This window comes from Arcobacter sp. ISO1 (assembly GCF_058105185.1).
The window spans coordinates 1,390,014-1,404,069 of the sequence record NZ_CM176573.1; the positions used below are offsets into that span (position 1 = coordinate 1,390,014).

Here is a 14,056-nt window from a genome sequence, read left to right on the forward strand (position 1 = left end):
TATTTGTTGTAGAATAGTATCATATTTAAGTCATTTTGAAGCTATAAAATTTTAGCTACTAAAACTACAAGGGGTTATTATGAATTTTTCAAGTGTTAAGGCTAAGTTACTAGTACTTTTGTTTGCAAGTATTGCCTGTTCTTTTTTAATATTAGGTTTCTATAATACTACAAATAAATTCGAATCAGAGTTTAATTTAGTAAAATATGATCAATTAAGTATGACAAAACAAACTTCAAAATTTATTGATGATTATTTAAAATCAAAAATGCAAATTGTTGAGTCTGTTGCTTCTTTAATACAAGATGAAGAATTCACTAATAAAAACAAAGTTTTAGTAGATAAGATTTTACTTGGTAAAAAATCAGGTGATTTTGCAAGTATGTATGTTGGGATTGAAGAAAGTGGTGATTTAATTAAATTTGACGGTTCTTTAAAAAGTATTGCAACAATGAATTATGATGCTAGAAAAAGACCCTGGTATGTGAAGTCAAAAAAAATTGATGGAAAAGGTGTTACTGACCCTTTTGTAAGTGCAAGTACAAATAAACTTGTAATTACACTTTTTGCTCCATTTAAAAAAGATGGGAAACTAGTAGGTGTAGTTGGAGCAAATATATTTTTGGACACTATTGTAAAAGAGATTTTAACTCTTGATATGGGTGTTCCAACAATTTCTTATTTATTATCTCAAGATGGAAAATATTTAGTTCATAAAAATAAAAAACTATTAAAAAAAGTTAGTGAAATCTCAAAGAAAATAAAACTTAATAAAAATGAAGAGTTTGTTGAAGTTAATATGAATAATATTGATACTTTATTAACTTATAGTAAAGTTCCATTTTCTTCTTGGGCTTTAGTTGTTCAAATAGAAAAAGATTCAATCTTTCATGATATAAAAGCAGATATTTATAAGGAGATTTTTCTTTATGTAGTATTACTAGTTTTAATCTTGTCATTACTTTACTATATGCTAGTTAAACTTTTATCTCCAATTAAAACTTTAGAAAATGGTTTGAATGATTTCTTTTCTTACTTAAAAGGTGAGAGTGAAAATGTTTCTATGTTAAATATTAAAACAAATGATGAATTTGGAAATATGGCTAAGAAAATTGATATAGAAATAGATAGTGTAAAAATTAGTTTAGAAAAAGATAAAGAGTTAATTGAAGATGTAAAGAATGCTGTTAGTAAAATAAAAGATGGAAATTTAAATGTTAAAGTAGAAAAGAAAACAACTAATAAATCATTAAATGAATTAAGAGATATTCTAAATGAGATGATTGAAACTATTAGTGAGAATGTAAATAGTGATATTAATGATATTTTAAAATCTTTAGAAGAGTATTCTAATTTTAATTTTATAAATAATGTTCCTAGTGCTGATGGAAAAATTTCGAAAGGATTAAATAATCTTAACGAGATGATTAACAAAATGTTACAAGAGAATTATAGACTAGGACAAGTTTTAGAAGAGAATGCAAGAAATCTTTTAGATAATGTTGATAAGCTAAACACTTCTTCTAATCAAACAGCAGCTTCTTTAGAAGAAAGTTCAGCTTCTTTAGAAGAGGTTACAGCAACAATAGTTGAGACAACACAAAATATATCTAAAATGGCTGAAAATTCTAATACTCTAAAAAATTCAATTGTCGATGGACAAAACTTAGCAAAAAATACTGTTGAATCGATGAATGAAATTAATGATCAAACAAATGCCATTGCTGAAGCCATAACTATAATTGATCAAATTGCATTTCAAACAAATATATTATCACTTAATGCTGCAGTTGAAGCAGCCACTGCAGGGGAAGCTGGTAAAGGTTTTGCTGTAGTTGCTCAAGAGGTTAGAAACCTTGCAAGTAGAAGTGCTGAAGCTGCAAAAGAGATTAAAGATTTAGTTGAAAATGCAACTAACAAAACTGAAATTGGTAAGAAAAATGCAGATGAGATGATAAATGGATATATTGTTTTAAATGAAAACATTAATAAAACATCAGAACTAATTTCTCAAATTGAATCTGCATCTAAAGAACAAAGAGAAGGTATTGAACAAATAAATGATACAGTTAGCAAATTAGATACAAGAACTCAAGAGAATGCAAATGTTGCTAGTCATACAAAACAAATCTCAGTTGATACTTCAAATATTGCTAAAAATATTATTGAAAATCTAAGTGATAAACAATTTAAAAAAGATTAAAGAGAATTAGTCTCTTTTATCTTTTAATAGTATAACAACTATTGTTGAATATCTCTTCTAAGGAGATATTCAATATATTCTCTTTTTTACTTTCTTTTAAACTTGTACTTGCCACGTGAGTTATAGGAAACCCTTCTAACCATGAAGGATTTAATCCAGCTGAGAAACCAGATAAAATAACTGCCTTTGCCTTTGATGTAAATTTTAAAAGTGCATCAATAGTTGAGCCAATAAGTGCAGCTCCTGTTATAATAACTACATCCGCTTTTTCAACTGCTTCATATTCGAAAATATCGTTATATACACCATTTTTTTCATCTGTCATTGACCTGCAAAATACAGAGATGTTTTTTCTTGAAACACTTAGTTTCTTTACTACAGGTTTTAAATTTCCAATAAATACAATATTATCATCTTCACAACTTAGATTATATATTGTTTCATGAAGTTCTATTCTAAGGTTTGGTTTTAAGGGGATATTTTTTTTGCTTAACTCATATTGTCCAATGGCATTAATAAGTGCAAGACTTACTGCTCTTAGTGCCAAGTTATAATTATGAGTACTTAAAATATCTTCTATGGTATTTAACTGGATTGAGTTTAATTCACCCTCATCTTTAGGAGTAAGAGTTAATCCTATAAAATCATTTTTTCCATCACTTATGATACAAAAAGTAAAAGTTTTATCTAATAAAAACTCTTTTAAAGATAGCTTATCTTTTATTGCACTTTCAAGTGCTTTTTCTTTTAGTTGATTTAGTAACAATGTTTTTCCTTAATTTTCTTAGTGTTCATGATGATTATGGTGGGAATTTCCATGGTTATGTGTATGCCCAAAAAATGTAAAAGGATGTCCATTTTGCCAAAATATTTCACATGGGATATTATATAAGTTTGAAATCATTTTTGCATCTACATTTAAAGAGTCTTGAAAATCGATAATCTCTTTATCCTTTAGCATTATAATTTTGTCTGCATAGTGTAAAGCATTTTGTAAATCGTGGATTACCATTAATGTAATCAAGCTTTTCTCTTTACTTACTTTTTTTATAATCTCTAACATCTCAATTTGATTTTTAGGGTCTAGAAAAGAGGTTGGTTCATCCAGTAATAAAACCTTTGGCTCTTGAATTAAAGAAGCTGCTAAAAACACTTTTTGTTTTTCTCCACCACTTAGAAGATCAATGTTGTTATGTAAAAATTTTTCTATGTCAACTTCTTTGATGATTTTTTCAATAATCTTGTGATCTTCATTATTTAGAGAAAAGCCACTATATTTTCTCCTTGATAATTCAAGAATATCAATCACATTTAAATTTGAATTATTTTGAAATTGCCCCATATAAGAAATATTCTTTGATACTTCTTGTAAATCTTTTTCTATAATATTTTCGTCATTTAAAAGAATTTCCCCTTCAACATAATCTATTATTTTACAAATGGATTTAAGTAAAGTTGATTTTCCTGCGCCATTTGGACCAATGATTATATTTAAATCACTATTTTTTGCTTTTAAATTTATTTTATTTAGGAGTTTTGTTTTTTTTATCTTTACACTTAAGTTCTTAATCTCTAAACTCATTGTCTTCTCACATATAAAAAGTATAAAAATAAAGGAGCTCCAATCATAGATGTGATAATCCCAACAGGTATGATTACAGGTAATAAAATTGTTCTTGAAACAATATCTGCTAGTAAAAGTAAAATACCTCCACATAAAGCAGAAAGTGGAAGAATAAATTTATGGGAATTCCCAATAAGTAATCTTACAATATGCGGTGCAATTAATCCTACAAAACCAATAATTCCAAAAAAACAAACACTAATTGCACTTAAAAGTGAAGCTATTATCATAGATGAAAACCTAAGTTTTTTAGTATTTATTCCAAGAGATTTTGCACTATCTTCTCCAAGCATCAAAGCATCGAATTTCCAAAATATTTTAAAGTAAATTATAAGTGATAAAATCAAAACAATTGATATTAAAAAAATTGATAAACTGTTCGCCTTTGATAAGTCTCCAAAAGTCCAAAAAAGTGTTGCTGCAGCATCAGTGTCTTCTGCAAAATATTGAAGAAGCATAGTAAAAGCAGAAAAAAATGCACCCAAAGCAACACCAAATAGTATTAAAGACTCAGGACTCATATTCCCTTTTTTACCCAATGATAAAATCAAAAGTGTACTTATCATACTAGCTCCAAAGGCAAAAAGTGCAGTTATAAATCCAGCTTCATAAGTTGAAGAAGTTGAATAGGTTTGTAAAACAATAATTGCAAAACTAGCTCCAAAAGCACTTGCTTGAGAAATACCAAGAGTAAAAGGTGAGGCTAGAGGATTTTTTAATACTGCTTGCATCATCGCACCAGACAATCCCAAGGCAGCTCCCACAAAAAAAGCTGCTAATGTTCTAGGTACTCTAATTTCATAAAATATAATAGGAAAGGTACCTTCCATTTTAAAAATTTTAAAGGTATCTTGAAAGTTAATACCTTGATTTCCACTAATAAGTGAAATCCAAATTAGAAATATAGTAAAAGATATTAATAATCCAATTACCGTTAGTTTCTCTTTTGAATACAGTTTTTTGGTGTACATTTTTATTCTTTAGTTTGGAAAAAGGCTTCAAGGACTCTTTTTCTTATATTTTCCATATTGATGTTATGCCCAAATTTTGAAGCAATAAGATAACTATTAATATAAATATTTTCAACATTTATATTATAAAAGTTACTTGGATTTAGCCAATAAACTTTATCATTTTTAAAAGCATTTATGTGGTAAAAAATTGTTTTATCTTTTTGTAGTTCTTCTTCAATAATTTTTTTACTTAATTTATCAAAAAATACAACTTCAGGATTAAAAGTTAAAAGCGTTTCAATATTTATAAAAGCATGCCCTTTATAACCTTTTAATAACTGGTTTTTTATATTTAAAAGTTCAAAAGCAGGATAATTACTTTCTGTACTAGTAACTCCATGAATTCCTTTAAATGCTACTCCCCCAACATAAATTACTTTATCATCAATCTTAAATTCTGAGATCTTATTTTCTTCTTTTTGCATAAATGAAAGTAAGTTTTGATATCTTTTTTCTTTGTTCATAATTTTAGAGATTAAATCAAGGGATTTTTTAATAAAGTCTAACTTTTTTTCATTTTTTAGTGTTTGCCCATAACTTAAAGCAACAACAGGAATTTTTGTTTTAGATTCAATTAAATTAATTTGTTCTTTTGATAAAAAAGTTGCAAAAATAATATCAGGTTTTAAATTTATCAGTGTTTCTAAGTTTGGCATTTTAGAAGGACCACCTTGTCCTATAATTGTAAGACTTTTTATAAAATCTTTATTTAGGTATTGTGCATACGTAGAGTTTTTATTAAATGATAACTCTCTTTTTTCAATCCCCACAAGGTTCTTTTCTAAATTTAAATATTTAATAAGTCTTAATGCACCAGGGCCAATACAAACAATTTTTTTATTTTCTTTAATATTAACATCTCTGTTATATAAATCTTTAAATAAAGTAGCTTGGGATATTGAAATCAAACTAAGAATTAAAAATATAAATTTCATTTTTTACCTTTAAATAATCTAAATTAAGTTTACTTAAGCTGTTGTATGGAAGAAATAAAAAATGAATTAACTTGTGTATTTTTAGAACTAATTGATAAATTGATGTAAAAGTTTAGCAAAACAATGGTATCTTTGCATTTAATATTACAATAATGGACAAATATGGATTTTAACAAACTAGATTCAACTCAAAAAGAGAGTTTAAGTGAAGAGATTAAAAACTTTTCAAGTATTTTAGGTGGAGATAACTTTCTATTAACAGCAGTTGAAGAGATAAGAAAGCAAAAACCAAACCCAATTTTAAATCAAACTGGTACTTTTCATACAACAAAAACAAAAGTAATTCTTAGTAAATCAATTTATAAAGAAACACTAACAGCACTTTATGATGCAAGTAGAAGAGAAGAAAAAAATGGTGATATGCTTGATGGAGCAAATCCAAAAGAGTATAAAATAACTATGAATATGATTAGAACATTAAAACCTATTAGTGTGACTTTTGAATCAAAAGAAACAAATCAGAAGTTTACCTTTGATATTTTAGATACAAGTGAACAGAAAAAAACAAAAATCACTTTTATCTTTAAAGCAATATTCTTTTATCATTTAGATGAATTAAAAAAAGCACTTTTTTATAAGAAGCAAAATGATTAGAGACCCAAAAGATAGGGATGATATAAAAGAGGGTCTTGAGGTTAAAATAGTTTTAAAACAAGACCAAAGAACAAATAAATTAACCCATGGTTTTGTAAAAGATATTTTAACAAATTCAAAAACACATCCACATGGCATAAAAGTAAGATTAAAAGATGGGCAAGTGGGTAGAGTAAAAGAGATTTTATAATGACTTTGTTTGTTGATGGGGATGCTTTCCCTAATCTTTTAAAACCAATTGTTTTAAAGGCAATAAAAAGATTAAATGTTAATACCCTTGTAATCTCTAACAAAAAAATCTCAATTGGGGATTCAAATAGTTCTTTAGTAACTTATATGATAGTTGAAGAAGGTATGGATGAAGCCGATAATAAAATAGTTGATTTAGTGCAAGAGGGTGATTTAGTTATAACTGCTGATATTCCACTTGCTAATAGAATAATTGAAAAAAATGCCCATGCAATTGACCATAGAGGCGAGTTATATACCCAGGATAATATAAAAGAGTATCTAGCTTTTAGAAACTTGATGCAAGAATTAAGGGATAGTGGTGAAGTAACAAAAGGACCAGCGCCTTTTTCTAAAAAAGATTCACAAAAATTTGCTAATCAATTAAATATGTTTTTCCAAAAACATTTATGATATAATCAAAAAAATAAAAAGGCTCTACAATTATACTTAACGACAAAACCCTATTAGAACAGTTTCAAATATTTTGTGAAACAAATAAGCCAAGCGATATGGAAACAGCACTAAATTATTTTGCTGTATTTGGTGGACTTGATATTAAAATTGATATGACAAAACCTCTTAGAACTTTGATAAAAAGAGAGATTTTAGATAAATATTACGAAATTCAAGATTATATTCAAAAACTTACAAAAAATAAAGCACCTTACCATAAAATTTTAACTGGAATTGCTTTAGGTGATAGAAGAGTTAACTCTGCATTTAAAAGAGCAGATGTGGAATATGGTGAAGGTATTGATACAATTTATGAATTAGAAGAGTTAAATATTATCCAAACTGAAACTTCAATGGATTTCTTAACTAAAAATTTTGAAGAAAATCAGGTTGCGGATAAACTAATTTTTACTGCACCATTTTTAAGATTTTGGTTTGCTTTTGTATCTCCTGTTTATAGAGGTATATCAAGAGGTGAATATGATGAATCTTTTGAAAAATTTAATAACTATCAAAATGAATTTATGTCTTTAGTATTTGAGCAACTTTGCCATGAGTTTATAAAAGTTTCTTTCAAAGATGATGAGATTGAAGATATTGGAAGATATTGGGATGAGGAAAAGAATGAGATAAATCTTTTAGCTCAAACTGGGTCAGGAAAAGTAATAATTGGCTCATGTAGATATACAAATTCAAAAATGAAAAAAAATGAATTAAGTATGTTAAAAGAGTATTGTGAAGATTTAGAAATTACACCAGACTATGTAGTTTTATTTTCAAAATCAGGTTTCTCAAATGAATTAAAAGCGGAAAAGGGTGATAGTTTAAAACTATACACAGTAAAAAGTTTAAAGTCTTTAATTATCTAATATGAATCTAATTAACTTAGATTATATAAATGAAAAAGATAAGAAACTTGTAAATGAGTTTCTTTTCTCAACTACTAGAAAAAAATATATCGTAGGTATTAATAAATTTACTAAATGTGTTCAAAAATATATAAAAGTTGATGGAATTGTTGATGATTTTACAAGGCTTCAAAGCTCAAGAAAAAAATCGATTCTTCATATTGATGAGGTTCCAAAGGGTGCATTAATTCTCTCAACTGCTATGGGAAGTCCACTTGAAGTAAAAAATGAATTAGATAAAAGAGGTTTTGAGAATATAAACTATTTGGCTTTTTTCAAATACTCTAATTTAGACTTAAAAGAACCCCCTTTTATTTGTGATTTTAAAGAAGACTATAAGAAAAATAGTAAAGAATATAAAGAGGTTTATAATCTTTTAAGGGATGAAAAATCAAAAGAGATTTTTGAAAAAATAATAAATTTTAAAATAAGTTTTGATTTAGATTTTATGGAAGGTTTTACAAATAATCACGATGAACAATATTTTGATAAAGATTTAATTCCAAAGGTTGAAAATATTGTTTTTTTAGATGGTGGCTCATATGTAGGAGATACTCTACCTACCATAATAAAAAACTTTCCAGATTTTAAAAAAATATATGCAATAGAACCAAATGAGTTACATATTAACATTGCAAAAAGAGATTTCTCTTCAAATGAAAAAATAGAATTTATAAACTGTGGTTTAGGAAAAGAAAAGAAAAGAGATGAAGATACTTTAAATTTTTCAAAGAATAATTGTCATCATGATTATCAAGCTTTAGATATAAATACTATTGATAATTTAATCAAAGAAAAAGTTGATTTTATAAAACTTGATATTGAAGGGGCTGAACAAGATACCTTGCATGGGGCTAAAGAAACTATAAAAAAATATACTCCTATATTAGCTATTTGTATTTATCATAAGGCAGAAGATTGGTATAAAGTTCCTAAAATTGTATTAGATATTAATCCTAACTACAAACTTTATTTAAGACATTATATGGAAGGTATATATGAAACAGTAATGTATTTTCTTCCAAAGTGTAAAAATACCAAAGAAGTATAACATTTAGATATATTTTTGTAATTAACTTGTAATATTTTCCTTGTAAAATAATTTAGAAAATTTTACAAGGAAATAAAATGAAAAGAAATATTGCATTGTCTTGTGTATTAGCTTTAGGTATTTTATCTACATCAGCTATGGCTCAAGAGACGTTAAAGTTACTTACTTGGAAAGGTTATGCTCCAAAAGCATTAATTGAAAAGTTTGAGAAAAAAACAGGTTATAAAGTTGAAATTACCTACTCAAATAATGAAGAGATGATAGCTAAATTAAGAGCTACAAGAGGTGCAGGTTTTGACGTTGCACAACCAAGTCAAGATAGAATCTCATCTGTTCAAGCAAAATATAAACTATATAAAGCAATTGATTATAATAAAATCAATTCTTCTTCAATCATAACTTCAATGTTAGATGCAGTTAAGAAAAATACAAAAGTAAAAAATGAGTCTTTTGCTGTTCCTTTTTGTTATGGTACATCAGGTCTTATTGTAAATAAAAAGAAAGCTGCTAATGCTACTGATTACACAGCTTTATTAGACAAACAATATTCTGGCAAAATCTCTTATAGATTAAAAAGACCAACTCTTATTGGGGTTGCTTTTGCAAAAGGGGGAGAACCTTTTGCAAAATATAATGATGTAGCAGCGTATAAAAGTTTGATGGATAGTGTTGCAAAAGATTTAATAGATGCAAAACCTTATGTTAAAAACTATTGGTCAAATGGTGATGCACTTTTAGAGCTTATGAGAAGTGGTGAAGTAGTTGTTGCTATGGGATGGGACAATGGTGGTTGGAAGCTTCATAAAGAGAATCCAGATATCGACTTTGTAGCCCCTAAAAGTGGAGCTTTAGGTTGGATTGATACATTTGCAATTCCAGCAAAAGCAAAAAATGTAAAAGGTGCTTATGCCTGGATAAACTTTATGTTAGAGCCAGAAAATGCTGCATATTTTACAAATAAAGAGGGTTATGGAACTGCTTCAAATGGTGCAAATGAGTTTTTAGATAAAGAGATTAAAGCTAACTTTGAAAGATCTTTTACAAAAGCTGATATAGATAATATCAACTGGTATCCTCCAGTTCCAGCAAAATTAGAAAAAATAGAGGGAAAATTATTAGATAAAGTTAAAGCTTCTAACTAAAAAGTTAAAGTTTTAATGCAAGGAAACTGATGAGTATTTTAAGTATAGAGGGTTTGCGAAAAGAATTCGCAGACCATCTTGCAGTTAAAAAAATTGATCTGCAAGTAAAACAAGGTGAGTTTTTCTCAATTTTGGGACCTTCAGGATGCGGTAAGACAACACTTCTTCGAATGATATCAGGTTTTATTCAACCAACTTCAGGTGATATAATTATAAACAACAAACCAATGCTGAATATTCCAGCAAATAAAAGACCAGTTAATCTAGTCTTTCAAAATTTGGCACTTTTCCCTATGATGAATGTATATGAAAACATAGCTTTTGGATTAAAAAGAAGAAAAATGGCTAAAAATGAGATTAATAGAAGAGTAAAAGAGATTTTAATAAAAGTTCATTTAAGTGGATATGAAAACAAAGATGTTTCCTCTTTATCTGGTGGTCAGAAACAAAGAGTAGCAATAGCAAGGTCCTTGATACTTGAACCATCAATATTACTTTTAGATGAGCCTTTAGGAGCTTTAGATTTAAAGCTTCGTGAATCTATGAAAATAGAGTTGAAGAAACTTCAACATGAGTTTGGAACAACTTTTATCTATATAACACATGACCAATCTGAAGCTTTAGTTATGAGTGATAGAGTTGCTGTTATGAATCAAGGAGTATTTGAACAAATTGATACTCCACAAAATCTTTATGCAAACCCTAAAACAGCTTTTGTAGCCTCTTTTGTTGGTGAAACAAATATTTTAGAAGCAAAGAAAATCTCAAATGATAAAGTAAGAAGTGATGATTTAGAGTTTCACTCCACTTTTATCGAAGAGGTAAATGATACTTGCTCTTTATTTATAAGACCAGAAGCTATTATGATAAATCCAGGGGAAGATATAATAGATATAAATCGTTTTGAAGTAGATATTATAAATATACTTTTTGATGGTTCAAACACAAAACTATTAGCAACTTTACCAAGTAATAAAGAGTTAATGATTTCCTTACCTCAAAATGAACAATTTAAACAAATAGAAATAGGGCATAAAATCAAAGTAGGAGTTAGTAAAAAAGATTGTAAGGTTTTTAAATAATGTTTAAAAATTTTAGACTACAATTAGGAATTTATCTTTTACTTTTGCCGGTTTTATTGTGGCTTTTTTTACTTATTGTTATGCCCCAGTTTGAACTTCTTATTATGTCTTTTCAAGCAGAAAATGATTATGGGGATTTAGTTTGGTCTTTTGCAAACTATAAAGAGTTTTTTAACAATGAAGTTTATTGGTATACCTTTATTAGAACTGCTTCTTATGCTATATTTGTAACTTTTTTAACTTTTGTAGTTACTTTTCCTATTGCATTTTATATCACTAAAATAGTAGATAAAAGATATGCCCTTTTTTTATCTATTTTATTATTGCTTCCTTTTTGGGTTAGTGAATTAGTTAGGGTTTATGGTTGGACTATTCTTTTAAGAGAAAGTGGCGTAATAAACTTCTTTTTACAATATTTTGGGCTTACTTCCGAAGGTATTGAGTTTTTATACAACGATATAAGTATGATTATGGGATTAGTTTATACCTCTATGCTTTTTATGGTTGTACCTATAATGTCTGCTTTAGAGGGGATGGATGATTCATATATTGAAGCAGCCTATGATTTGGGGGCTTCAAAGTTTACAATCTTTTTCAAAATCATTATTCCATATGCTTCAAGTGGCATAGTATCTGGCTCTATTGTAGTTTTTATGTTAACTTTAGGAAACTATTTAACCCCAAATTTAATTGGTGGAAAAAACTCTTTATGGTTTACTGAACAAATATATAATCAGTTTATATCAAGCTTTAATTGGAACCAAGGTTCTGCATTTGGATTTTTACTTTTAGTGTTATCTTCACTAATTATCTTTTTAGCATTGAAGATAAGTAAACAATCCCTTTCAAAGGCTTTAAGATGATACGAACATTACCAAAGTCTTCATTCTATACTTTTGCTTTTAGAGTTTATGTAATATTGTTTTTCCTGTTTTTATTTGCACCTTTGCTTGTAACTTGTATCTTTGCTTTTAATGACTCAAATTTCCCTTCACTTCCTTGGAATGGTTTTACTCTTGATTGGTTTTTTGCCAACAACTCTCAAAGAGTAGGAATATTTAATGATAGTGAAAATCTAACAAGTATTTACAACAGTTTAAAAACAGCATTTTTTGTAACTATTTTTTCACTATTTGTTGGAACATATGCGGCTTTGCTTTTCGAGAGAAAAAATTTTAAATTTAAACAGGCTTTATATTTTCTAGCTTTAACACCACTTGTTATTCCCGGTGTTATTTTAGGTATTTCACTTTTAGTTTCAGTAAATGATTTAGGTCTTTATTTAGATGAAACTTATGGAATAGATTTAGAAGTTTTAAGACCAAGCTTTTGGCTTGTAGTTATTGGACAATTTTCTTTTATAACTACTTTTGTTTTATTGGTTGTAAGTGCCAGACTAAAAAAGTTTGATGTTTGTTTGGAAGAGGCTTCATTAAACTTGGGTGCAAGTATGCTTCAAACTATATTTTATATCGTCTTACCTTTTTTAAAACCTGCACTTATTGGAGCAGGTGCAGTAGCCTTTTTAATGAGTTTTGAAAACTTTAATACAACGCTTTTTTTAATAGGTTCTGATACAACATTACCTATTAACTTATATTTACAAGTTAGAGATGGAAGTACACCTGTTATAAACTCTATTTCATTTTTATTAATTATTTGTACTTCAATAATTGCATTTTTTAATCTAATTTTTTCCAAGAAAGAGAAATAAATGAATAGTTATAATTTTTATGAAAATAATGAAAATATCCAAATTGCCCATAGAGGTTTTAGCTCTCATTACCCAGAAAATACAATGCTTGCTTTTAAAAAAGCAATTAAAAAAACAAAAATGATTGAATTAGATGTCGCTTTTTCAAAAGATGGTATTGCAGTTGTAATACATGATGACACACTTTTAAGGACATCTAATATTGAAGAAGTTTACCCTTTAAAAAAAGAATCTCATATAGATGAGTTTACTTTAGAAGAATTAAAGCAATTAGATTTTTCTTCATGGTTTGATAAAAATTTAAAATTACAAAGAATCTCAACTTTAGAAGAAGTATTGATTTTCTGTAAGAAAAAAGATGTTTATGTAAATGTTGAAATCAAAGATTTAACATTAAGCCCTTTTCACAAAAAAGCCGTTAAAAAAATTGTTAAAATAATAGATGACTGTAAAATGACTAAAAATGTTATAGTTTCATCCTTTGTTTCAGAATATATTATTCAACTAAACAAAAAATATGAGAAGATTAAAAAAGCATTTTTATGTGAAGATGTAATTTCGATAAATCTATTGGAGTTTTTACTAAAATATAATATAGAAGCTTTTCATTGTAGTGATGAAGTTGTGGAGGAAGAATTAGTTCAAAAACTATTAGAACATGGCATTTATACTTGTGTTTTTACAGTAAATGATAAAAAGAGAAAAGAGGAACTTTTTTCTTGGGGTGTAAAGGGTATATTTACTGATATTTTAGATTAGTTTTATAAAATTTTGAAACCTTATGATAATTCTTGTCATCGAACATACATCTTAGTAACATAAGGCATATTTAAGATTAAATTAAGTATAATCCGTAACTTTTTTAGAAAACAACTCAACGTTTCTCTAGAATGGTAGTATCGTTTTGATTATGACCCTTGTCATATGTCATGGCGTCATTGGGACGTAACGAGAAGCATGAGCAGCTTTAAAGCTCAAACCAGAAAATAGAGAATCTATAATGATTCAACAATTTAACTAGATCTCTATAAAAAAAATAAAGGGAA

Annotated in this window: 15 protein-coding genes; 11 read left to right on the forward strand and 4 right to left on the reverse strand. The window is 27.4% G+C overall.

Annotation, left to right across the window (positions count from 1 at the left end):
• The first annotated feature begins 79 nt into the window (after positions 1–79).
• Positions 80–2,203: a methyl-accepting chemotaxis protein gene (locus AC2TY9_RS06870; protein ID WP_489780204.1), complete on the forward strand. Its 2,124-nt coding sequence runs from the start codon at positions 80–82 to the stop codon at positions 2,201–2,203.
• A 16-nt stretch (positions 2,204–2,219) separates the two neighbouring features.
• Here the strand turns inward: AC2TY9_RS06870 and AC2TY9_RS06875 are convergent, their stop codons facing one another.
• The 4 genes from AC2TY9_RS06875 to AC2TY9_RS06890 are packed head-to-tail and all read right to left on the reverse strand — an operon-like array spanning position 2,220 to position 5,775.
• Positions 2,220–2,969, reverse strand: a complete 750-nt coding sequence (locus tag AC2TY9_RS06875) for a Rossmann-like domain-containing protein (protein WP_489780205.1) — start codon at positions 2,967–2,969, stop codon at positions 2,220–2,222.
• An 18-nt stretch (positions 2,970–2,987) separates the two neighbouring features.
• Positions 2,988–3,785, reverse strand: a complete 798-nt coding sequence (locus AC2TY9_RS06880; RefSeq protein WP_489780206.1) for an ABC transporter ATP-binding protein — start codon at positions 3,783–3,785, stop codon at positions 2,988–2,990.
• Entirely contained in the window at positions 3,782–4,798 is a 1,017-nt protein-coding gene (locus tag AC2TY9_RS06885; protein ID WP_489780207.1) for a FecCD family ABC transporter permease, read from the reverse strand. Before AC2TY9_RS06885 ends, AC2TY9_RS06880 begins: the two co-directional genes overlap by 4 nt.
• 2 nt (positions 4,799–4,800) lie before the next feature.
• Positions 4,801–5,775 (reverse strand): ABC transporter substrate-binding protein, encoded by a 975-nt coding sequence (locus tag AC2TY9_RS06890; protein WP_489780208.1) that lies wholly within the window; start codon positions 5,773–5,775, stop codon positions 4,801–4,803.
• A 162-nt stretch (positions 5,776–5,937) separates the two neighbouring features.
• On the opposite strand from AC2TY9_RS06890, the gene AC2TY9_RS06895 reads away from it, so the two are divergent.
• The 10 genes from AC2TY9_RS06895 (at position 5,938) to AC2TY9_RS06940 (ending at position 13,769) form a co-directional block, all read left to right on the forward strand.
• Positions 5,938–6,429 (forward strand): hypothetical protein, encoded by a 492-nt coding sequence (locus tag AC2TY9_RS06895; RefSeq protein WP_489780209.1) that lies wholly within the window; start codon positions 5,938–5,940, stop codon positions 6,427–6,429.
• Complete coding sequence (locus AC2TY9_RS06900; RefSeq protein WP_489780210.1) at positions 6,422–6,619, forward strand: YwbE family protein; 198 nt, start codon at positions 6,422–6,424, stop codon at positions 6,617–6,619. Before AC2TY9_RS06895 ends, AC2TY9_RS06900 begins: the two co-directional genes overlap by 8 nt.
• Positions 6,619–7,071: a YaiI/YqxD family protein gene (locus tag AC2TY9_RS06905; protein WP_489780211.1), complete on the forward strand. Its 453-nt coding sequence runs from the start codon at positions 6,619–6,621 to the stop codon at positions 7,069–7,071. The genes AC2TY9_RS06900 and AC2TY9_RS06905 overlap by 1 nt, the downstream gene beginning before the upstream one ends.
• A 98-nt stretch (positions 7,072–7,169) precedes the next feature.
• Positions 7,170–7,982 (forward strand): DUF234 domain-containing protein, encoded by an 813-nt coding sequence (locus AC2TY9_RS06910; RefSeq protein ID WP_489780212.1) that lies wholly within the window; start codon positions 7,170–7,172, stop codon positions 7,980–7,982.
• A 1-nt stretch (position 7,983) separates the two neighbouring features.
• Positions 7,984–9,072, forward strand: a complete 1,089-nt coding sequence (locus AC2TY9_RS06915; RefSeq protein ID WP_489780213.1) for an FkbM family methyltransferase — start codon at positions 7,984–7,986, stop codon at positions 9,070–9,072.
• Positions 9,073–9,149: 77 nt separating this feature from the next.
• On the forward strand, positions 9,150–10,214 hold the full coding sequence (locus AC2TY9_RS06920; RefSeq protein WP_489780214.1) for an extracellular solute-binding protein: 1,065 nt from the start codon (positions 9,150–9,152) through the stop codon (positions 10,212–10,214).
• Between the two features lie 29 nt (positions 10,215–10,243).
• Positions 10,244–11,296: an ABC transporter ATP-binding protein gene (locus tag AC2TY9_RS06925; RefSeq protein ID WP_489780215.1), complete on the forward strand. Its 1,053-nt coding sequence runs from the start codon at positions 10,244–10,246 to the stop codon at positions 11,294–11,296.
• A complete protein-coding gene (locus AC2TY9_RS06930; protein ID WP_489780216.1) occupies positions 11,296–12,159 on the forward strand; it encodes an ABC transporter permease in 864 nt (287 codons plus the stop codon). The genes AC2TY9_RS06925 and AC2TY9_RS06930 overlap by 1 nt, the downstream gene beginning before the upstream one ends.
• Entirely contained in the window at positions 12,156–13,010 is an 855-nt protein-coding gene (locus tag AC2TY9_RS06935) for an ABC transporter permease (RefSeq protein WP_489780217.1), read from the forward strand. Before AC2TY9_RS06930 ends, AC2TY9_RS06935 begins: the two co-directional genes overlap by 4 nt.
• Positions 13,011–13,769 (forward strand): glycerophosphodiester phosphodiesterase, encoded by a 759-nt coding sequence (locus AC2TY9_RS06940; protein WP_489780218.1) that lies wholly within the window; start codon positions 13,011–13,013, stop codon positions 13,767–13,769.
• Positions 13,770–14,056 lie beyond the last annotated feature (287 nt).

Bases quoted from the DNA above. Each gene is read 5' to 3' on its own strand.
- AC2TY9_RS06935 (WP_489780217.1), top strand. From the start codon at position 12,156: ATGATACGAACATTACCAAAGTCTTCATTCTATACTTTTGCTTTTAGA.
- AC2TY9_RS06920 (WP_489780214.1), top strand. From the start codon at position 9,150: ATGAAAAGAAATATTGCATTGTCTTGTGTATTAGCTTTAGGTATTTTA.
- AC2TY9_RS06905 (WP_489780211.1), top strand. From the start codon at position 6,619: ATGACTTTGTTTGTTGATGGGGATGCTTTCCCTAATCTTTTAAAACCA.
- AC2TY9_RS06870 (WP_489780204.1), top strand. From the start codon at position 80: ATGAATTTTTCAAGTGTTAAGGCTAAGTTACTAGTACTTTTGTTTGCA.
- AC2TY9_RS06930 (WP_489780216.1), top strand. From the start codon at position 11,296: ATGTTTAAAAATTTTAGACTACAATTAGGAATTTATCTTTTACTTTTG.
- AC2TY9_RS06940 (WP_489780218.1), top strand. From the start codon at position 13,011: ATGAATAGTTATAATTTTTATGAAAATAATGAAAATATCCAAATTGCC.
- AC2TY9_RS06915 (WP_489780213.1), top strand. From the start codon at position 7,984: ATGAATCTAATTAACTTAGATTATATAAATGAAAAAGATAAGAAACTT.
- AC2TY9_RS06910 (WP_489780212.1), top strand. From the start codon at position 7,170: ATGGAAACAGCACTAAATTATTTTGCTGTATTTGGTGGACTTGATATT.
- AC2TY9_RS06925 (WP_489780215.1), top strand. From the start codon at position 10,244: ATGAGTATTTTAAGTATAGAGGGTTTGCGAAAAGAATTCGCAGACCAT.
- AC2TY9_RS06885 (WP_489780207.1), bottom strand. From the start codon at position 4,798: ATGTACACCAAAAAACTGTATTCAAAAGAGAAACTAACGGTAATTGGA.
- AC2TY9_RS06890 (WP_489780208.1), bottom strand. From the start codon at position 5,775: ATGAAATTTATATTTTTAATTCTTAGTTTGATTTCAATATCCCAAGCT.
- AC2TY9_RS06900 (WP_489780210.1), top strand. From the start codon at position 6,422: ATGATTAGAGACCCAAAAGATAGGGATGATATAAAAGAGGGTCTTGAG.
- AC2TY9_RS06880 (WP_489780206.1), bottom strand. From the start codon at position 3,785: ATGAGTTTAGAGATTAAGAACTTAAGTGTAAAGATAAAAAAAACAAAA.
- AC2TY9_RS06895 (WP_489780209.1), top strand. From the start codon at position 5,938: ATGGATTTTAACAAACTAGATTCAACTCAAAAAGAGAGTTTAAGTGAA.